The 21,269-nt window shown below is 45.2% G+C and carries 14 protein-coding genes; 2 read left to right on the forward strand and 12 right to left on the reverse strand.

Translation table 11 applies throughout. From position 1 onward, the window contains the following. Window positions 1–890 precede the first annotated feature (890 nt). The 6 genes from RDP42_RS04305 to RDP42_RS04330 all read right to left on the reverse strand — a co-directional run bounded on the left by RDP42_RS04305 (window position 891) and on the right by RDP42_RS04330 (window position 10,512). A complete protein-coding gene (locus tag RDP42_RS04305) occupies window positions 891–2,405 on the reverse strand; it encodes a SusD/RagB family nutrient-binding outer membrane lipoprotein (protein WP_308762682.1) in 1,515 nt (504 codons plus the stop codon). A gap of 28 nt (window positions 2,406–2,433) precedes the next feature. Beyond that, window positions 2,434–5,643: a SusC/RagA family TonB-linked outer membrane protein gene (locus RDP42_RS04310; RefSeq protein WP_308762683.1), complete on the reverse strand. Its 3,210-nt coding sequence runs from the start codon at window positions 5,641–5,643 to the stop codon at window positions 2,434–2,436. Window positions 5,644–6,056: 413 nt separating this feature from the next. Next, window positions 6,057–7,325 carry an adenylosuccinate synthase gene (locus tag RDP42_RS04315; RefSeq protein WP_308762684.1) on the reverse strand — a complete coding sequence of 423 codons (1,269 nt, stop codon included), beginning with the start codon at window positions 7,323–7,325 and terminating at the stop codon, window positions 6,057–6,059. A 30-nt stretch (window positions 7,326–7,355) separates the two neighbouring features. After that, entirely contained in the window at window positions 7,356–7,814 is a 459-nt protein-coding gene (locus RDP42_RS04320) for a Fur family transcriptional regulator (protein ID WP_072541789.1), read from the reverse strand. 53 nt (window positions 7,815–7,867) lie between these two features. Continuing rightward, window positions 7,868–8,542 carry a DNA alkylation repair protein gene (locus tag RDP42_RS04325; protein WP_308762685.1) on the reverse strand — a complete coding sequence of 225 codons (675 nt, stop codon included), beginning with the start codon at window positions 8,540–8,542 and terminating at the stop codon, window positions 7,868–7,870. Between the two features lie 2 nt (window positions 8,543–8,544). Beyond that, entirely contained in the window at window positions 8,545–10,512 is a 1,968-nt protein-coding gene (locus RDP42_RS04330) for a dihydrofolate reductase (protein ID WP_308762686.1), read from the reverse strand. A 193-nt stretch (window positions 10,513–10,705) separates the two neighbouring features. Between RDP42_RS04330 and recQ the strand changes: the two genes are divergently transcribed. Continuing rightward, window positions 10,706–12,535 carry a DNA helicase RecQ gene (gene recQ / locus RDP42_RS04335; RefSeq protein WP_308762715.1) on the forward strand — a complete coding sequence of 610 codons (1,830 nt, stop codon included), beginning with the start codon at window positions 10,706–10,708 and terminating at the stop codon, window positions 12,533–12,535. A 94-nt stretch (window positions 12,536–12,629) separates the two neighbouring features. Here the strand turns inward: recQ and RDP42_RS04340 are convergent, their stop codons facing one another. The 5 genes from RDP42_RS04340 to RDP42_RS04360 all read right to left on the reverse strand — a co-directional run bounded on the left by RDP42_RS04340 (window position 12,630) and on the right by RDP42_RS04360 (window position 17,336). Beyond that, window positions 12,630–13,865, reverse strand: a complete 1,236-nt coding sequence (locus tag RDP42_RS04340) for a sodium ion-translocating decarboxylase subunit beta (protein ID WP_303913442.1) — start codon at window positions 13,863–13,865, stop codon at window positions 12,630–12,632. After that, window positions 13,865–15,721 carry a biotin/lipoyl-containing protein gene (locus tag RDP42_RS04345; RefSeq protein WP_308762687.1) on the reverse strand — a complete coding sequence of 619 codons (1,857 nt, stop codon included), beginning with the start codon at window positions 15,719–15,721 and terminating at the stop codon, window positions 13,865–13,867. Before RDP42_RS04345 ends, RDP42_RS04340 begins: the two co-directional genes overlap by 1 nt. Window positions 15,722–15,749: 28 nt before the next feature. Next, a complete protein-coding gene (locus RDP42_RS04350) occupies window positions 15,750–16,007 on the reverse strand; it encodes an OadG family protein (protein WP_303913438.1) in 258 nt (85 codons plus the stop codon). A 147-nt stretch (window positions 16,008–16,154) separates the two neighbouring features. Continuing rightward, entirely contained in the window at window positions 16,155–16,658 is a 504-nt protein-coding gene (locus RDP42_RS04355; RefSeq protein WP_308762688.1) for a nitroreductase family protein, read from the reverse strand. Window positions 16,659–16,670: 12 nt separating this feature from the next. Then, window positions 16,671–17,336: a DUF2490 domain-containing protein gene (locus RDP42_RS04360; protein WP_308762689.1), complete on the reverse strand. Its 666-nt coding sequence runs from the start codon at window positions 17,334–17,336 to the stop codon at window positions 16,671–16,673. A gap of 179 nt (window positions 17,337–17,515) precedes the next feature. Here RDP42_RS04360 and RDP42_RS04365 point away from each other — a divergent pair, with 179 nt between their 5' ends. Beyond that, on the forward strand, window positions 17,516–19,150 hold the full coding sequence (locus tag RDP42_RS04365; RefSeq protein ID WP_308762690.1) for a M64 family metallopeptidase: 1,635 nt from the start codon (window positions 17,516–17,518) through the stop codon (window positions 19,148–19,150). Between the two features lie 252 nt (window positions 19,151–19,402). On the opposite strand, the gene RDP42_RS04370 is transcribed toward RDP42_RS04365, so the two are convergent. Continuing rightward, entirely contained in the window at window positions 19,403–21,082 is a 1,680-nt protein-coding gene (locus RDP42_RS04370; RefSeq protein ID WP_308762691.1) for a putative transporter, read from the reverse strand. Between the last annotated feature and the right edge of the window lie 187 nt (window positions 21,083–21,269).

Here is a 21,269-nt window from a genome sequence, read left to right on the forward strand (position 1 = left end):
TCATTCTCAGCGGCTCTCCCTCTCGAAAGCGGTTGCAAAGGTACGCACTTTTTCCGGTTCTGCAACTTTTACGCAATACTTTTTTGCGGATTTTTTGAAGATTTTTTGTAAATCGCTGTTAACAAGGCGGTTGCAGGTGAAAGTTTTTTGATGCTTTCAAAAACGGACGGAAACGGTACTACATTATGTATTTCGCGCGGGCGTGTGTACGCGCATGTATAAAACTCACACCGCAGGCACATTTTTTCCAGAGACTCCCGACATTTTCTATGTTTTCCTCTCGTGAAACGTAGGTTTCCGCCGTGGGAAACGTACGTTTCCCGGCAGGGAAACATACGTCTCCCCGGACGGAAACATAGAAAACCTAAATACAACAAAGGATTATCTCACCGACATTTCTTCAATACGACACGCCTGAAGAGGAAAAAACGAAGCGCTTGAAAAACAAACGGGACGCTTACAAGGAGGAACAAGAAGAAGCTTACGAAAAAACAGAAGAAACGGCTTGAAGGAAAACTTACAGAAAAACGAACAAATAAAAGAACGGCTCAGCAAACAGAAAAAAAGGAAACCTCACCTACGGACATAAAAAAAGGAGTTCCGCTGAACTCCAACCTTTGTTAACCTTAAATCTAATACTATGAAAAACACAGTGCAAAAGTAAACATTCCGGTTGAAACCACAAAAGAAACAGCTGAAAAACCATGTTTTACAACACATATTAACCTTCAAGGAATCATATTCAAAGTGATTAACAAATTGCATAAAATAAAAAAGAGGCCTCTCATCACTGAGAAACCCCTTCAAAATGCAAATTAAAAGAGAGACATATACATCAGGGTCTATTTAAATAATCCCCCCTTCAGTCCAATGTCAACTTTAAGAGTAGATTAATATACACCCTCTCTGGTGTCCCACCACATAGGTTTACCCCATAAGTTATCCACGACTTCAGCATTATAAGGTGCATTATTGGCCGCGTTCAAATTTAGTTCGGTTGAAGGATACGGCGAACGCAATGGGGGCACATTATGGTTCGCGTACTGAGCAGGACGTCCCGGAGCAATATAGTTGTTTTCAGGAACTCCCGTACGACGGTACAACGACCAACCTTCCATCGCCTGCTTAAACATAGCGACCCATTCTTCGTACCATATTTTCTTTAACGTGTTGTCAAATTTACCTCCATTTTCCAGGTACTCGGTTGCGTCTGCATCACTTACTTCATTTTCAACCATAGAAAAACGCACGGCTTTTTCATAGTTGGCAGCCGCAGTAGCGTAACTACCAGTATCATAGTTCAGCATGGCAGCCTCAGCAATATGGAAATACACTTCGGCTACACGCATCCAAGGAGAAAATCCTCCTAAGTCCTGCCCGTATTTATAATTCCATACCGAGTATAATTTAGAAACCGCATTTGAGGAAGCTCCGATAGTATATCCTCTATACACAGGAGTTCCATCGGTATAATCATCATCACCCTCCGTTTGACTTGCCGGCGTAGGAGTGAAATAAATGCCAATACGGGGATCGTCGGCCGCCAACAAATTGTCGACCATCACGTCGGACGCACAATATTCCGTTTTACGTGTACGATACTGGTCGGCTATCGGTTCGAAAAAGTTGGAATCGGAACCCTGCCACCAGAAGAATGCATTGTCATCATTAGAGTCCATAATCGGATAGCGTGAAGGATCACCCAACACTTCCTCCACAGTTGATTGTGCCAGCTCAGGACTAACCTCAGATATGCGAATAGCCAAACGAAGACGCAGTGAGTTGCAATACTTCTGCCATTTAGTGACATCCCCACCAAACAATAAGTCACCGTCACTGATATCATCAGTTCCCTCGTTGCTGGCAAAACTATCGGCAGCTTCTTTCAACTTCGCAAGCAAGGCCGGATAAATGTCTTCCTGCTTATCGTATTTAGGAGTCAGAATACCTTCACTCATTTTTACGGCATCGCTGTAAGGAACGTCACGCCATCTGTCGGTAGCGACCTGCATGACAGTTACTTCCATCACTTTGGCCACATTCAAAAGATTCGAACCGGGCGTGGCACGTCCCTGCAAATCCATCACATTATTCAGGATACGATATACATACTCCCAGTTACTATCTTGTATATTTGTACGATAGCTGTAACGCGATTCATCGATGTAACTCATCTTTGCCGCATAACCGCAGAAAGTCATAGGCTCATCCATCGCAAACCAGCGGTCATTGAATCGATAGGAAGTGTAGTAAATAACATAAGCAAGAAGGTTCCCATTTGGAACATTGGTTGCATTGTCCGGGTCTTGGTTGATTTCCTCGAACGAGTTCGTACATCCGGTAGCACCCCAAATTAAAACTCCAGCCATGAATGCCATGGTGATTTTCTTAATATATCTTTTCATATAGTCAGTTCCTTTTAAATTAATTTTATCAGAATGTCACTCCTAACTTTAAACCAATGCTTCGTGAAGGAGGGTAAGAGTTTGATTCAAAACCTACGTCTCCATTGCTTGAACCCGTTGTAGATTCCGGATCAAGGTGAGTGAGGTTCGAACTATGTACCCATAACAGTGCCAAGTTTGTTCCAACCAGTGAAATCTTCGCTGATTTGATGAATGTATTCTTCAACAACTGTTTAGGGAAGGTATAAGTAAGATGTGCTTCACGCAACTTCAAGTAAGAACCATCAAAGACTGACATTTCACAAATGGTATAGAAGTTATAGAAGAAGTCTTCCGCATTCACTGCCACATCATTGATTTTACCGTCGGCTGTCTTGAACACTTTGTCGGTCAACACATTCTTACCTGCAATAACACCGTTTTCACGAATATCTCCCGCTGCAGTAAAATCATATATACCGGTCTGTGTACCAAAAGCCTGTGAGATAGAGTAAACATCTCCCCCTTTGCGGAAGTCAAGCAAGAACCCGAAGCTCCAGTCTTTGTAGGTAAATTCGTTGCTCCAGCCAGCCAACCAGTCCGGACTTACATTTCCGATTTTTTGTGCACTTTCATATACCGGCATTCCGTTTTCTACCCGAATGGAACCATCGTCATTATATACATATCCTGTTCCCACAAGTGTTCCCCAGCTTTCACCTGGTATTGCATAGCTGGTACAGCTCCAGCTGCTTCCGATTTCATAAGCGTCCAGTTTCTGTCCGGTAACAGGATCAGTATAAAGTTCGTCGATACGGCTTTTATCCTTTGCCCAGTTTAATGTGGTAGTCCAGCTGAATCCTTTTGGATTACGGAAAATATCGGCTGACAACTGAAGTTCAACACCTTTGTTGCTTACCTTACCCGCATTGATATACATAGAACTATAACCGGTGGAAGTTGCGACATTAGCTTGCACAATCTGATCGGTAGTAACTTTCTGGTAATAAGCTCCATCAAAGTGAATACGGTTATCCAACAAGCTTGCCTCAAGACCGACTTCCCATGTCTTTATCATTTCAGGACGCAGATCGCGTGCAGGATAAGTCGTAGGATTGTAGTAAAGCGTAGTACCGTTAAACGGTGCAGACACTACTGAATAATATGAGTTAGATACATATGGATCTGTGGCATTACCGATTTTAGCCCATCCACCACGAAGCTTCAGGAAATTGAGAATACCCCCTCTGGTCAGCATCGGAAGTGTTTCTGTCAAAATCCAGCTACCGCTAAATGACGGATAGAAGAACGCATCCTTAATGGTAGAATCCCAGTCGTTACGTACACTGATATCTGCATAAAGCTGATTTTTCCACCCCAATGAAAGATTGGCGTACACAGAGTTCGAACGCCGTGTTTCATGGTTCTGTGCAGTATAAGCTGTTCCTTTTGCGTTCGCTACGGTATAAAGTCCGGGAACGGTCAACTGGTCAGCTCCTATTGTATTAATTTCGTACGCATAATCACGATAGTTAGCTCCAGCTAACGCATTCACATTGAGGTCACCGAATTGTTTGGTGAAGTAAGCGATGAAATCGGCATTGATTTCCGTGGTACGACGATCGTAGTTACGGAAATATCCATCCGGATAATCCACACTCCATTCTATATTAGACAACTGATTTGAATCGAAGTGATCAAAACCAAGACGTCCTTCAAACTTCAACCAGTCAGTAGGCTTGATAAAAATAGAAGACTTGCCATAGAAACGGTCACGGGTGTATTTGTTCAAGTTATGGTTCAGCACCCAGTACGGGTTCGTGGCATAAGCCTGCTGCCAATTGTAATGAGTATAATTACCCATCTCGTCCTTCTGGTCATAATTTGCCTTCAAATCCTCTATGTCAATCTGACGTCCATGCCATTGCAGCAAAGACTGCAGTACGTTTGAACCGCTGTATCCGGTTCCAGGAAGATTGTCACTCTTGGTGCGGACAAAGTTTGCAGACAAATCGAAGTCAAGATACTTGTTTACACTCATCTTCGAGTTTATGGCAATAGAGTAACGTTTTTGGTCTGTGTTGGGTGTAGTACCTTTCTGATCGCGGTATCCCAACGAAGCACGAGTGGATGATCTTTCATTGGAAGTAGTCAATGAAATCATGTGGCTCTGTGAGTAACCCGTTTCAAAGAAATCTTTGATATTGTCCGGATGAGATACCCACGGAGTAGCTTGGCGCACACCATTCACAACCGGGCTATTAAATTGTGGAATCATCAGACCGATATCCAAACGTGGTCCCCAAGACTCGTCAGCATTATCATTCACCCCATTTCCCATACCGTCGTAGTAGGAGAATCCATGCTGTACAGCAAAATCTGCGTATGACATAGTATCGCTGTAACCTCCTTCTTTCCAGTCAAACTCACTTCCGTAATATCCTTGCCCGTATTTGTTCTGAAGTTTTGGCAAGTTGTAAATCTGGTCAACCGTAAAACTTCCGTCATACGAGATTTGTACGCCTTTGTCTTTTTTACCCGACTTGGTTGTGATAAGGATAACACCGTTTCCAGCACGCATACCATAAAGGGCTGCCGAACCACCTTTCAATACTGATATGGATTCAATATCTTCCGGATTAATATCGTTCAAACCTGAACCCAAATTGACAGATGAACCTGTTCCGTTATCATTCTGCACAGGTACCCCATCCACCACAATCAAAGGCGCATTGTTTCCAAATGAAGAATTACCACGAATCACAATATTTTGAGAGGCTCCAACCTGTCCACCTTGTGAAGTAATCTGTATTCCGGCAATCTTACCTGAAAGTGCATTAGCCACATTCAACGGTGCGGCTTGAGTAATTTCATCCGATTTTACTTCTTGCAAGGCGTATCCTAATGCTTTCTTCTCTCTTGAAATACCCATTGCAGTAACCACTACCTCATCCAAGGTTTCCGTATCCGACTGCAATACAATCTTCATGTTGGGCTTTATCGCTACCTCCTGACTTTTCATTCCCACAAATGAAACAATCAAGGTCTTGCTTCCAGCCTTCACACCTGAAATCTCAAAATTACCATCCACATCGGTGATGGTTCCTTGGGTAGTACCTTTCACCAGCACTGATGCTCCTACAATAGGAAGCCCATCTTCTTCTGAAGTCACCACACCTTTCACCGTTAATCCTTGTGACCATGCTACTCCCATCCATACAAACAGAAAGGTCAGCATCAATGTAAGTTTCCTTTTCATAAATCCCTCCTTTGATTAAACATGAATAAACCTCGTTTAGTTAATAAAATACATTATAAATACATATTAAAACCTATTAACAACACCACAAAGATATATATTTAATCTAATAAACAACAAAATATCACAGAAAAATAATAAAAATCACCAAAAAGACACAATAAAAACGAATATCAATCCACCTTTAATACAGCAATCAGATGGATAAACAGTAAGAAAAAGAAATGGAATAAACAAAAGATAACAGAAAAATCCGTGAAATAAAAACAAAATCAAAAAACGACATATAGATAATTATATCTATCAAAAAGATAGTAACAACAAAAGAATTAAGCGATAATCAGTTTCATTAAAAGAAACAAAAAAAGCCATCCTCAAAAGGATGGCTTTCCCAATTTATTCAGATAAATAAATCAATCCACGTAGCGTTCAATTGTCTGTTCACGGTCAGGACCTACAGACACAATCTTTATCGGAGTACCCAACTGTTCTTCCAGGAAAGTGATATAAGCATTGAATTCTTCGGGGAATTCATCTTCACTGGTCATCTTGGTCATATCCGTCTTCCAGCCCGGAAGTTCTGCATACACAGGTTCAACTCCTTCTGTAATATCGAACGGGAAGTAATCAATTTCCTCTCCATTGACTTTGTATGCCACACAAGCCTTGATGGTATCGAAATCGTCCAAAACATCACTCTTCATCAAAATCAACTGAGTAACCCCATTGATCATAATAGCATAACGCAATGCCACCAAGTCAACCCATCCGCAACGACGTTCACGACCCGTTACAGCTCCATATTCATGTCCCAAGTCACGAATCTTCTTTCCGGTTTCATCAAAAAGTTCAGTAGGGAACGGACCTGAACCGACACGTGTACAATAAGCTTTCATGATACCATACACTTCACCGATTTTGTTAGGACCTAATCCCAAACCCGTACAAGCACCGGCACAGATGGTATTGGAAGAAGTGACAAACGGATAAGAACCGAAGTCTACATCCAACATGGTACCCTGAGCACCTTCACAAAGTACAGACTTGCCTTCATTCAGCAGACGATTGATTTCATGCTCACTATCCACCAAATGGAACTGACGAAGGTATTCAATGCCTTCCATCCACTGTTTTTCAAGTTCCGTTATATCATATTCATAATTCAGGCTCTTCAGGATTGCTTCATGACGTGCTTTGGCAGCTGCATATTTAGCCTCGAAGTTATGCAGGATATCTCCCACACGCAGTCCGTTACGGCTCACCTTATCTGTATAAGTCGGGCCAATACCCTTTCCGGTAGTTCCCACTTTAGAAGCACCTTTGGCAGCTTCGTATGCAGCATCCAGGATACGGTGAGTAGGCAAAATCAGATGGGCCTTCTTGGAAATATGCAAACGTTCCTTCAAAGGGTGACCGCTTGCTTCCAATGCTTCCGCTTCCGCCTTAAACAAGGCCGGGTCAAGCACTACTCCATTACCAATGATATTTACTTTATCTCCCTGAAAAATTCCAGAAGGAATGGAACGGAGTACATATTTCTGACCTTCAAATTCAAGAGTATGTCCGGCGTTCGGGCCTCCCTGAAAACGGGCAACCACATCGTAACGGGGAGTCAACACATCGACTACTTTGCCTTTTCCTTCGTCGCCCCACTGTAAACCTAGCAAAACATCTACTTTCATGATTCTTTTTGTTTTATATATTCTTTGGTATTATTTCTTCTTCCGTTTCGCCGCCATGCACTTATTGCACAAGCCATAGATGTATAAAGAGTAATGCGAAGCATAAAATCCCTTCAGTTTTGTCTGCGCAATAGCCTGCTTCAGGTTCTCGTCTTCAAACTCCGACACCTTTCCACAGCTGGTACAAATCATGTGATGATGGGTTTCATTGTTATACGAGCGTTCATACTGGGAAGTATTGCCAAACTGGTGCTTGATGACCAGACCAGCATCTATGAGTAAAATGATGGTATTATACAGGGTAGCACGACTCACCCGGAACTTTTCCTTTTCCGCCATATAACTATACAACTCATCCACATCAAAATGTCCTTTGATGGAATAAATCGTTTCCAGTATGGCATAGCGTTCTGGCGTCTTCCGATGTCCGTTCTTCTGCAAATACTCGGTAAGGATTTGCTTGACTGTATCTTTTATATTCTCTTCCATCCCAATAATCGTTCAGCGGTCAAAGTTATATTTTTTTGAGTAATTTAGAAAGATTACAGGCTATATTCTATCTCATTTTTTAATTCTTCAGCCACCATACGGACCTCAGGCTTTGATGATTTTATAAGATTTCCCAACATACGGAGTACCTTACGTGCGTTTGCTTTCGACTGCAAGGCAAATTTACAAACCGCCTTTCCCGCCACATTGCGCATATCTGAATCTCCTTCCAATACGGTAAAAGCCTGGTCCAGAAATTCCTCCTCTGCCCGCTCGTTCAATGTCCATCCTTTCATCAGCAGACGGGCCATCAACAGATACCCGCAAAGCTGAAAATATTCACGTTCGTCGGCCATCCATGGGAAAACAACCTCTGAAGCGTATGGCAAACGTTGGAAAAGATTCATTACAGTATACTCAGCCAGTTCCGGATAGTGCATGTCTTCTATCCATATCTCGGCAATCTCCCGATAAAAGGTTTCTACAGGCTGGAGCAAACCTGCCATTATTTTACACTCACGGATATTCTCCTTCCACAATGCCTGAGCCAGTTCATGATTGGGCTCATACTCCGCTGCAATTTCTTTAATGCGGGGATATTCAATGCCAAAATTCAATTTATAATCAAATCCTTTCTCCCGCATACTTTGAGAAATCACTCCATTCATAAACAAGCGGAACTTTGACTTGATTTCTCTTATCGTTTCATGTATTTCTGCTTCTGTCATCTTCAAATTTTCAAATTAGAATAATCGCGGCCATAACGAAGCATCTGCTCCTTATAACCTTCTGTATAATCTACTTTCACGTCTACAATCCGGCCTTCCGCATCGTATTCCGGACGATATACCGGATTGACAAATCCCTTGTAAGGAGCCAGATGCAGGGCACGGTAACGAGCCAGCACTTCTTCGTGAAGCGACACATCCAGTTTCACGGCATATTTTTCTACCAACGTACGAGCTACTTCGTAATCGCCTTCACTCTTGATACGCTGAATCTCGCTCAGCAACCTGCCGAACAATTTGCGCAACTGAGTATAATCATTGATTTTCACATACGTCTTTCCTTCTTTTTGCACCAGTTCCACCACATTCATCGACTTGCCGTTTTCAAGGGCCCAACGGGCAATCAACTGACGGTTACGCATGTGTGCCTCTTCCAGATCGCATCCCGGTTCAATGCGCACCATTTGGGTAAGCAATCCGTTCATCATATACGCATAATATTCCGCTTTATAGGCTTCTTCATCAGGAGTCAGCCCCAGTTCCACCAGCTTTTTGTCAGGCAGATAATACAAACCGAACAAATCGGCACGGGCTTCTTCAATGGTAGAACCATACGCTTTCAAGGCATCCGGATCTACTCCCGGCAACAATTTGCCGGAGCCATGCCCTACACATTCGTGCAGGTCGGTATGAAGGTCACCAGTAATGTCGGCATATTTCTCGAGCAAGTCCTTTTCCGCCTGACTGTACACAAACTCATCGCGGAAACCATTGCCTTTGGCAGCCTTATTATAAGCATCCGTAAGGTTTCCAATCGTCACCGACTTAGAACCATGCACACTACGAATCCAGTTGGAATTAGGCAGATTGATGCCAATGGCCGAACTCGGATACAAATCGCCGCCCAGCATTGCAGCCGTAATCACCTTAGCTGAAACTCCCTTTACCACCTCTTTCTTGAAAGAAGGAGACACCGGAGAATGATCTTCAAACCATTGAGCATGCTGGCTGATGATTTCTGTACGCCGGGTAGCTTCCTCATCCTTGAAATTGACGATAGACTCCCAGCTGGCCTTCATACCCAGCGGATCGCCGTAGTTTTCAATAAATCCGTTGACGAAATCCACCTTCGAGTCCGTATCTTTCAGCCAAGCAATTGAGTACGCATCAAACACTTTCAGGTCGCCGGTACGATAGAAATCCACCAACAGTCGAATCACCTCGCGCTGTGAATCGTTCTCTGCCACCTTTTCCGCTTTTTCCAGCCAGGCAATAATCTTTTCAATGGCTTCCCCATACATTCCATCCAGTTTCCATACTTCTTCCTGCAAGACACCCTCTTTCTTCACCAGACGGCTGTTCATTCCATACATCACCGGATGCAAATCTCCCTGCGACTTCTGCTGTGCATAAAACTGTTCAGCTTCCTGCTGCGTCACCCCTTCATAATAGTTGGCTGCTGAAGTCACCACCAGGTCTTCCCCATCCGCCTGATTCACCCGTTTAGGCATGACTTTCGGATCAAATATCACCGGGAACAACTCCTGACACATGTCCTCCACCGATTGTCCAGCCCTCAATGGAAGCTGTGACACATCCACTTTGTCAATCCATTTCCGTAAGAATTCCGGCGAAAAACCCGGCACAAACTTATCACAGGCATAATGATGGTATATGCCACTGGAAAACCAAACCCGTTCCAAATAGACTTCCAGTCCTTGGAACTCTTTATCATTCTTGTCGCCCGAATAAGTGGTATAAACCACTTCCAGCAATTTCCGGATTTGCAGATTATACTTTCCGTTCTGATCAAACAGGATGTCTCTTCCCTCCAATGCGGCTTGTGACAAATAATACACCAGTTCTTTCTGCCTTAAAGACAGGTGCTCAAAACCGGCCACACAATAGCGCAACAATTGCAGATCGGCAAATTGTTCTACGATATAATCGAATTTTTCTTTTGTACTCATTCCTGATTTATTTTAACAAGCATTGTTCGTTCGTACATAATTATACAAAAATCGCAGAAGTTTTTCAATCTCACAACAATCCCCCCGAAAAGTTTACCAAAAAACTTCACCTCCGGACAAAAATAAGAGAAAGCGGCAAGTCTCTAATTTTTTACCTATCTTTGTATCTAAATTTAGAATCATGAGAGAAAAAATGCTGAAAACGCTCAAATCTTATTTTGGGTATACTTCTTTCCGTCCGCTTCAAGAACAAATCATTTCCACTATACTGCAAAAGAAAGACACACTGGTACTTATGCCCACCGGAGGCGGAAAATCCATGTGTTACCAACTTCCGGCACTCCTGATGGAAGGAACCGCCATTGTGGTTTCTCCACTGATATCTCTCATGAAAGACCAGGTGGAATCCTTACAAGCCAACGGTATCGTAGCCCGTGCGTTAAACAGTACCAACGACGACGCGACCAACGCCCAACTTTACTTTGAATGCGTACAAGGAAGAGTCAAACTGCTTTATATATCGCCCGAAAGACTGATGTCTGAAATGAACTATCTGCTGCGCGACATCAACATCTCCCTGTTCGCCATCGACGAGGCGCATTGTATTTCTCACTGGGGACATGACTTCCGTCCGGAATATACCCAATTGAAGAACATCCGACGTTTCTTCCCCCACGTGCCGGTAGTGGCCTTGACTGCCACGGCCGACAAGATTACCCGTGAAGACATCATACAGCAACTGGAAATGCGCAATCCGGAAATCTTCATTTCTTCCTTTGACCGTCCGAACCTGAGTCTGGAGGTGAAACGAGGCTATCCGCAGAAAGAAAAAATAAAAACCATTGTCAAATTCTTGCGACGCCACCGGAACGAAAGCGGCATCATCTACTGCATGAGCCGCAACGGGACAGAAAAGGTAGCCAGCCTCCTTGAAAACGAAGGATTCGATGTAGGAGTCTACCATGCAGGATTATCGAACGAACAGCGGGAAATGATGCAGGATGATTTCATCAACGACCGCATACAGATTATCTGCGCCACCATTGCTTTCGGCATGGGAATTGACAAGTCGAATGTCAGATGGGTCATCCACTACAATCTTCCCAAAAGCATTGAGAACTTTTACCAGGAAATCGGACGGGCAGGACGCGACGGACTTCCCAGCGAGACCTTGCTGTTCTATTCCTTCAGCGACATCATCCTCTTGTCGCGCTTTGCCGCCGAAAGCCATCAGCAAAGCATCAACCTGGAAAAACTGAACCGCATGCAGCAGTATGCGGAATCCGACATCTGCCGCCGCAGAATCCTGCTGAACTACTTTGGAGAGACCATGGACCACGATTGTGGCAACTGCGATGTGTGCAAAAATCCGCCGGAACGCTTTGACGGTACCATCATCGTACAAAAAGCCCTGAGTGCCATAGCCCGTACCGACCAACAAATCGGTACCCGTACGCTCATTGACATTCTGAAAGGTTACGCCTCTTCCGAAGTCCTTGAAAAAGGCTACGACAAACTGAAGACGTATGGCGTAGGTCGCGATGTACCTGGAAAGGACTGGCAAGATTACCTGCTCCAGATGCTGAACCTCGGATATTTTGAAATTGCCTACAACGAAAACAATCACCTGAAAATTACCCCCTCTGGGAAAAAGGTCCTCTTCGGAAAAGAACGTGCCCCACTGGTGGTCATCAAACGGGAGGAATCGCACAGCAAGAAAACCTCGGCAAAAGGTCACAAAGCGGCGGCTCCCGTACCCATGTTCTCCTCTACCGTCTTTGAAGAAGAAGATGCAGAACTGTTTGAAAAGCTCCGTTTGCTCCGGAAAGACCTGGCTGACCAGCTGGCTATTCCTGCCTACATCGTCTTATCAGACAAGACCTTGCATCTGCTGGCGTTCAAGAAACCCCAAAGCATAGAAGAGTTCGGTGAAATCAGCGGCATCGGTGAGTTCAAGAAAGAAAGATACGGCAAAGACTTCCTCACCGTCATCCACAACCATTTGCAGAAAAAAGCAGATTGAACCCTCCTCTTCAGGATATCCATAACAAAAAAGGATTGCAAAGCGACTCTTTCACTTTGCAATCCTTTTTTATTTTACTGAAGTTCCACCCAGATTATCCGAGGAAGGAAATCAGCACACCGGCTGCTACGGCAGAACCGATTACACCGGAAATATTACTTGCCATGCAATATTGCAGCACGTGGTTCTTCGGGTCATATTTCAAGGCAATTTCATTGGCTACACGGCTGGCCATCGGCACAGCACTCAATCCGGTAGCACCAATCAGCGGATTGATTTTCTTCTTGGTGAAGAGGTTGACCACCTTCACAAACAAGATACCACCAGAGATAGACAAAGCGAAAGCCAGGAAACCACCAATCACGATACCGATGGTTGTCCAGTTCAGGAAGGCATCGGTTGTCATGGTTGCTCCTACAGAAATACCCAGGAAGATAGTAGCCGCATTCATGATGCTGTTGGAAGCGGCATCGAACAAACGGGAAGTGTTGCTACCGATTTCCTTCACCAGGTTACCGAACATCAGCATACCAATCAAAGGCACTGCACTCGGCACGAACAAAGCCACAATCGTAGTACATGCAATCGGGAAAATGATTTTCAGTACACGCAGGTTCTTGATTTCTGTCTTTGAAGGATATTTCTTTTCCTGTTCCTTCATATTGATGGACAATTCCTTCTTCGTACACCAGATACGTACCACCAGCGGCACGATAACCGGGACCAGAGCCATGTAGGAATAAGCCGCAATGGCAATCGGACCCAGCAAATGAGGAGCCAGCTTAATAGTGGTAAAGATAGCTGTCGGACCGTCGGCACCACCGATGATACCCAGAGAAGCAGCTTCTCTCGGAGTGAAACCCATCAGGATAGAAACCAGCAGTACGGCAAAAATACCCAGCTGGGCAGCCGCGCCGAAGATAGAAAGACGAAGATTACGCAACATCGGACCAAAGTCGGTCAGCGCACCTACACCCATGAAAATAATCGGCGGCAGGAATCCTGTCTTAATCAACATATAATAAATGAAGTTCATCAGTCCCAGGTCGTGCGCAATTTCATGCAGCGGCATTTCCCAGATGTTCTTCATCACACCGTTCACCATGACCATTCCGTTCTCGTCGGCCTGCACGACTCCCATGTCGCCTCCCGGGAAGTTGGCCAGCAACACACCGAAAGCGATAGGCACCAGCAACAGCGGTTCATACTGTTTCTTGATACCCAGATAGAGCAGGACGAAAGCGATGGCATACATGATGAGAAACCGCGGGTCAGCAGCAATGTTGCTGAAAGCGGTCATATCATATAATCTTTCTAATATATCTTCCATCACAAAATCTTCATTAATACGTCATCTTCTGATACGGAATCACCGGAATTTACACAAATAGCGGTAATCGTTCCACTAAATTCTGCCCGGATGGCATTGTAAGTCTTCATTGCCTCCACGTAGCAAATCACATCTCCCTTGTTCACCTTGTCGCCCACTTTCAGCGGAGTTTCCTGGGCACCTTTGGTCAGGAAGAATTTACCTTCCAGCGGAGAAAGAACTTCTTTTCCTTCACCAGCCGGCACCTGAGCTGCCGGAGCGGCTTCAGCACCTGCCTGCCCTGCCAGTTTCGCCGGATTGACATCACCGAAGGCAACGGTTACCCGATAAGCCTGTCCGTTAACGTCTACCGTCAATACCTTGGTCTGGTCGTTGGCCATGTGGACTTCTTCCTTGGCTTCACGACGTTTCTTCACGTCTTCCAGGAAGTCAGCCTTAGCCTTTCCACTCTTGTAGGCTTCATACTGAGCTGGATGCATGGCATATTCGAAGAGTTCTTCGTCGTCCTGTCCGGTATCCCATTTCTTTTCCCACATCATCTGGCGATATTTCTCCAACTGGTCCGGATAGTTGTCCTGCGGATTACCTGTAAAGAACTTACGTCCTTCACGCTCTGCCTTTTCTACGATTTCAGGAGCCAGCTTGCCCGGCAATTGTCCGGCCTTGCCCAAAATCATGTCCCAGATATCGTCGGCAATCATACCCCAGCGTTCCTTGCCTTTTTCCATCTGGATGACGTTCATCATGGCCAGGTTCTTTACATACTGACTGAACGGAGTTACCAGACACGGATAACCGACACGCGGCCATACGTAAGCTACTTCGTCGAACAGCTTGATCAGCAGCTCATCCTGAGTCATGAACGGCAGGTTTCGTTTTGCCTTATATTTGTTAATAGATTCCAAGTTCGTATCCAAGTCGGCCATCAAGCTACCCATCATACCGCCCGGCAGTCCCGGTCCAATCAACAGAGAGTTCATCAGACGGTTTCTCGGACTGATGTACAAGCCCAAAAAGTCGTCCATGAATTCCTGAATCAATGAACGAACCTTCATGTAAGCCTGCATATTGATTTCAGGCACTTTGAAGCCCGCATCTTTCAGCATGGCCTGTACACTGATGACATCTGCATGTCCTGTACCCCAAGACAACGGATCCATGCCTACGTCCACGTAATCGCAACCTGCCTTACAAACTTCCAGGATAGAAGCCATGTTGAAACCCGGTCCCGCATGTGAGTGATACTGAATCGTGATATCTTTAATCTTCTTGATACCGGCTACCAGCTTGCCCAAGAATACCGGACGGCCAATACCTGCCATATCCTTGATACAGATTTCATCGCATCCTGCATCAATCAGCTTCTTGGCCATATCCAGGTAATATTCTACAGTATGAATCGGAGAATAAGTGATGCAAAGACAGCACTGAGAAATCATGCCGGCATCGTGCGCATAACCGATAGAAGGAATAATGTTGCGCACATCATTCAGTCCGCAGAATGTACGGGTAATATCTGTACCTTGTGCTTTCTTGACTTTATAGAACAATTTTCGTACATCGGCGGGTACCGGACTCATTCGCAAACCGTTCAACGCACGGTCGAGCATGTGCGTCTGAATGCCGGCTTCGTGAAAAGGCTTCGTCCACTCGCGGACTGCCTTGTTCGGATTCTCCCCGAACAACAGGTTAACTTGTTCAAAACCTCCCCCGTTTGTCTCTACACGGGCAAAACACCCCATTTCAATAATGGCTGGGGCTACCTTTACCAACTGGTCTACACGCGGTACGTATTTCCCGGCACTCTGCCACATATCGCGGAAAACCAAACTAAATTTGACTTCTTTCTGTTCCATGATTTTACATGCGTGTTTTTCTAATGGACTACTGCAATTTTTCTACCTTTATCACCTGGCCTTTTCCGGCTGTCAGAATATCAACGGCTGCCTTGATGGCATCCATGGCCCCTGCATCTGTAGATGCTCCCGATGAAGTGTTTTTCTTTTTGGGAGCCTCCTCTGGAGCTACCTTGTTGACGACGGAAATCAAAAGTTTACTCAACCAGATAACGATGAGCAGAATTACAAAGACAGTGACCATTCCAACCACCATCAGCAATAATCCCAGTTCAAAGTTTTCCATCTTTTAATTAATTTGAATGTATATAAAAAGGCGCTCTCCAGGAAATACCTCCCAAAGAGCGTCCCAAAAGTAGAAATTTCAAACAAATATTGTAGCTAAAACTCGTTAAATATTTGATAATTTGTTTACGAATCCGCTAAATCACTATCAAAATAAAATTTCTTCCAGCGATTTGCGTTTTTTAGTTGACATTTCCTGTTCAGCTGAATACCCCACCGGAATCAACACCGCAGGCTCTATATGGGCGGGCAACTGAAGTACTTCCCGGCATAGAGGAACGTCAAAATTACAAACCCAGCAGGTACCCAAACCCTGTTCCGTAGCAGCCAGGCAAAGATGTTCCACGGCGATGGCAATATCAATGTCGGCATGGTCTTTCCCGTCCGACTTCCGGTGCCATGATTCTTCATGATTCACACAGGCCACAATGAGGCAAGGCACATTGGCCATCCATTCTCTCGGATAGGCTTTTTTCAGCTGTGACAAACGAGGTTCGTCCGTCACCACTGCAAACTTCCACGGCTGGAAGTTCACGGCTGAAGGAGCCATGCGCACACACTCCATCACATAGTCCAGTTTTTCTTTCGCTACCGCACGCGATTCATAGTTCCGCACAGAATGACGCAGCTTTACTAATTCTAAAAAATTCATCTTATACTTTCTTTATAACGTGATTTCCAAATTGATACCTAACACATTCAGACATCGCTTCACATCATACTGACGACAGTAATACACGTCCAGCATCGTCCTCCGCGACAAAATCCATTGTACTCCAGGGCGATAACGCACACGAGGCAACGAAAAGAACGCCTCCCCACCTACCGGCTGAAAGGATTCTATCGAAAAGTAAGGATGCAAACGCCAGTCTGCCGGCTCATACACGGCCTGCAACCGGGAACGGAGCTGGGCTTCTTTTCCACCTCCGATAAATGTATGCTGGAACAACTCCCTCCAGCCCAGTTTGAAATCTCCTGTAGGACCGGATACGACAAAACCTACCTGATAGCGATGCCCTGTTTTCCATCCCGCCTTTCCGCGGTCACGGTACTGCAGTTCATAATATCCCTTCAACTGCATCAGCGGAAGCACCCGGTAATTCAACCCTACATTCAGCCGTTCCCGTTCCATCTCTTTCAACCCATGTTGGGTTCTTGCCTGAAAGGTTCCCCTGAATTTCAGACGCTTGTCCACCTGCCAATTCACCCGGACGCCTGTCCATGCGGCAAACTCTCCGGACGCCACAGCATACGTCTGTACCGGCAGCATCCATCCCCCGCATAGTACAACCACGCCTATGATTATTTGACACAGTGTCCACCTCTTCATTTCACCTCCGGAATTTCCGTTTATTTTCTCTGCAAGGTATTAAGAAAATCCTGAATCTGCAAGCCTTCCTACCCCATTCCTCCACATTCGTAGATTTTTTATCCGACTTTGTAGATTTTATTTGTCCAACATCATGTAACGACATAAATTCGATACGTCCCTTTAAATATCAATGTTTCATGAAACAGTATCTATTATCTTTCGTTTTCATCATTCTGGCCATCAGTTGTACCGAACAAGAAATAGAGCCTAATTTTTCTTTCCAAGCGGATACGGACGAGATTACCTTGCCTGCCACAGCAAACTCTCAAACTGTAATTCGTTTTACCAGCACCCGCGAGTGGCAAGCTTCCACAAACAGCCAATGGCTGGGTGTGACTCCCGCGTCTGGAGAAGCTGGTACTTGTGAAGTAACCCTGACTGCCTATAGTACAAACCAAGAAAAAACATCCAGAAGCGCAATTCTTCAACTTGTCTCCGACGGATTAACCCAGTCGCTCACCGTCACCCAATCTGCGGCCGACTATGTAGAACCCGAACAGACCATTTACTATGTGGGAGCAGAAGAAACCCCGCTCCAAATCCATTTTACCACCAACATAAGTACGGATGAATTGTCAATCTACAAAACAAGTTCCTGGCTCGTACAAGAAGAAGAGGAAAGTCGCTCAGTTCAAGAGTATATACTCAATATCACTGCACAAGCCAACCCAAATGAAACTCCACGAATCGCTCACATTAATTTCTACAAGAATACGCAGAATACTTACAAAGACCTTCCGATAAACAGCATCACCATCATACAAGATGGCAAAGGGGCCACGACCTCTACCGACTATTCAGCCGATAAAACTGTACAGACTCTCCAACAGGCCAGTGAAGGAAAAGGGCTTCCCATCGTACTCATGGGAGACGGTTTCTTGGATACGGAAATAGCAGACGGCACCTACGACAAGGTCATGAACAAGGCCATGGAAAATCTGTTCACAGAAGAACCTTTGAAATCCCTGCGCAACTATTTCAATGTCTATTCCGTCACAGCCGTTTCCAGCAGCACAAAATTTGATGGCCTCAGCACTACTTTCGGATGCCAAATGGAAGGTGGTTCAAGCACCCTCGTATTCGGCAACGATGAAACCGTCATGGAATATGCGAAATGTGTAGAAGGGCTCGACCTGTCCGAAACGCTGGCAGTGGTGATACTCAATTCATCCGCTTATGCAGGGACCACTTATTTCGGATATAGCACTTCCGACCAGATGAGCGAACTGGCCATATCCTACTGCCCCATCATTGAGGACCTGGAAAACGACATGTTCCGAGAAGTACTTGTGCACGAAGCGGTAGGACACGGATTTGCCAAGTTGGAAGACGAATACAGTTACGATGGGAAAATTTCTTCTACCGAAATCCAGCAAGTGCAGACACTGCAAAGTTACGGATGGGCCCAAAATGTAGATTTCACCCAGGATGAAAGCGCTGTACTATGGACCTCTTTCCTGAACGACAGCCGCTACGAAGATGAAAAAATAGGTATCTATGAAGGAGCCTGTACGTATATGTATGGAGCATATCGCCCCACCGAAGACAGCATGATGAACAGCAACACCTGCGGCTTCAACGCTCCGTCACGAAAAGCAATTTACGACATGGTCATGGAAAGAGGAGAAAACCGTACTCCTGACTACGAGGAGTTTGTCACATTCGACCAGTCACGAAGCACGCAGGCACAAAGCCGCAGCCGGACTTCCACACAAAGTCACCGTGCATTCGCCCGGCCACATTTTGTCAACAAGCCACTTCCCACCCGGTGAGTATTCGAGGTAAATCCACTATTTCCAAAGAGTTATTATGCAAACGCTTTGCTCTTTTTTATGTTTTCCATGGCGGAAACGTATGTTTTCCTTCCGCGAAACGTAGGTTTCCGCCGTAGGAAACGTACGTTTTCCCATCGGGAAACATAGAAAACAAAACGGAGAATAACGCTTTATGTACTGGCATTTACAAAAAGAACGCCCCGAACCTTTTCAGATTCAGGGCGTTCTTTCTATTTTAATTCTACTATATTATCCCGCCATCAGCAAAACAAGCAACTGTGCGGTCAGAATACGCAAGAACATAGCCAACGGATATACTGTAGAATAACCTACGGCCGGTGCGTCGTTTCCCGCAATCTGGTTGGCATAAGCCAAGGCTGGAGGGTCAGTATTACTACCGGCAATCAAACCCATTAGCGTGAAATAGTTCACCCGATGATGCCAGCGAGCTATAATACCCGTAATAATCAATGGAATAAAGGTAATCAGAAAACCGATTCCGACGTAAAGTACGCCATCGCCTTCCACGACCATCTGCACAAAGTTCTCACCTGCCTTGATTCCCACACTGGCCAGGAAGAGTACCAATCCCACTTCACGTAGCATCAGGTTAGCACTCATTGTAGTATAGGTGACCAGTTTTACCTTATGACCGAAACGGCCAATCAGGATGGAAATAATCAGCGGACCACCGGCCAGACCCAGTTTCACCGGAGTCGGCATGCCCGGAATAGCAATCGGCAGACTACCGAACAAGATACCACAGAGGATACCCACAAAGATAGTCACGATGTTCGGATGGTCCAGACGGCGCAACTGGTTACCCAACAAGTTAGCTACCCGTTCAATGGCATCCTGCGGACCAACCACCATCACACGGTCGCCCACCTGCAAACGAAGCTGACGGGCCGCAAACAAGTCCATACCCGAACGGTTGGCACGGGTCACGTTCACCCCATACATGCTGCTGAAGTGAAGCTCTCCCAAAGTCTTTCCGTTGATGTTCGGCTGCGTCACCAAAATACGACGGGAAACCATCGGTTTGTCCTGCTGGTTCGTCACATCCCAGTCCTGTTCAATCTTCGGACCGATGAAAGCCATAATAGCCTCGGAATCATCTTCGGCACACACCACGAACATACGGTCGCCCAAGCGAAGCACTGTATTGGCATTTGGCGTAATCATGTGTCCGTCCTGAATGATACGTGTACAGACAAAGTCACGTGCCAGGAAGTTTTGCACCTGCGACAAGGTTTTGCCACTCAGAGCCTCATTCTGAACCTTCAGGGAAATGGTATAAGGTTTCATGTGTGGATTTGCCTCCTCTTCTTTCTGGATTTCATCACTGTCCTGCTTCACGTCTACCCGGCAGATATAACGGATAAGAATCATGGAAAGGATGATACCCATCACGCCCAGCGGGTAAGCACAAGCATATCCCATAGCGATTTCAGGGCCTTGGTAATGCAACTGCTGCAATGCTTCGTTGGCCGCACCAAGTCCCGGGGTATTGGTCACCGCTCCACAAAGGATACCCACCATCATCGGAATATCAACCCTTCCCTGCAAGGCAAAATACAGAATCAGTGCCACGGCAATGTTCAGCACCACAATTCCCACCGCCAGCAAATTAAGCGTGATACCCCCTCGTTTAAACGAAGAAAAGAAAGAAGGGCCGACCTGAAGTCCGATACAGAAGACAAAGAGAATCAGTCCGAAGTCTTGTACGAAAGAAAGAATAGCCGGATTTCCGGTAAACCCGAAGTGTCCTGCCAAGATTCCGACAAACAAGACGAATGTAACTCCCAGCGAAATGCCGAAGAATTTAATTTTTCCCAACAACACCCCCGCCGCAATCACAAAAGCATAAAGTGCCACGATATGCGCTATAGAGTTGGGATTTGTAAACAAATCTTGTAGCCAATTCATAGTTATTAAATTTTTTATTCGGAAGGCAAATGTAACCAATTAAAAACAATAGGGCAAACTTTTCTTTCTTTTTTCCTGACAGAGAATCCGAATAAGTATCTTATGTACACTTTTTTCTTTAACATGTACCAAAACTATCATGCTGGTAGTTTCACGTTTTTAGGCTTTCAAGACTGTAAAAAAAGAA

The organism is uncultured Bacteroides sp. (assembly GCF_902472605.1).
Classification (GTDB): Bacteria; Bacteroidota; Bacteroidia; order Bacteroidales; family Bacteroidaceae; genus Phocaeicola.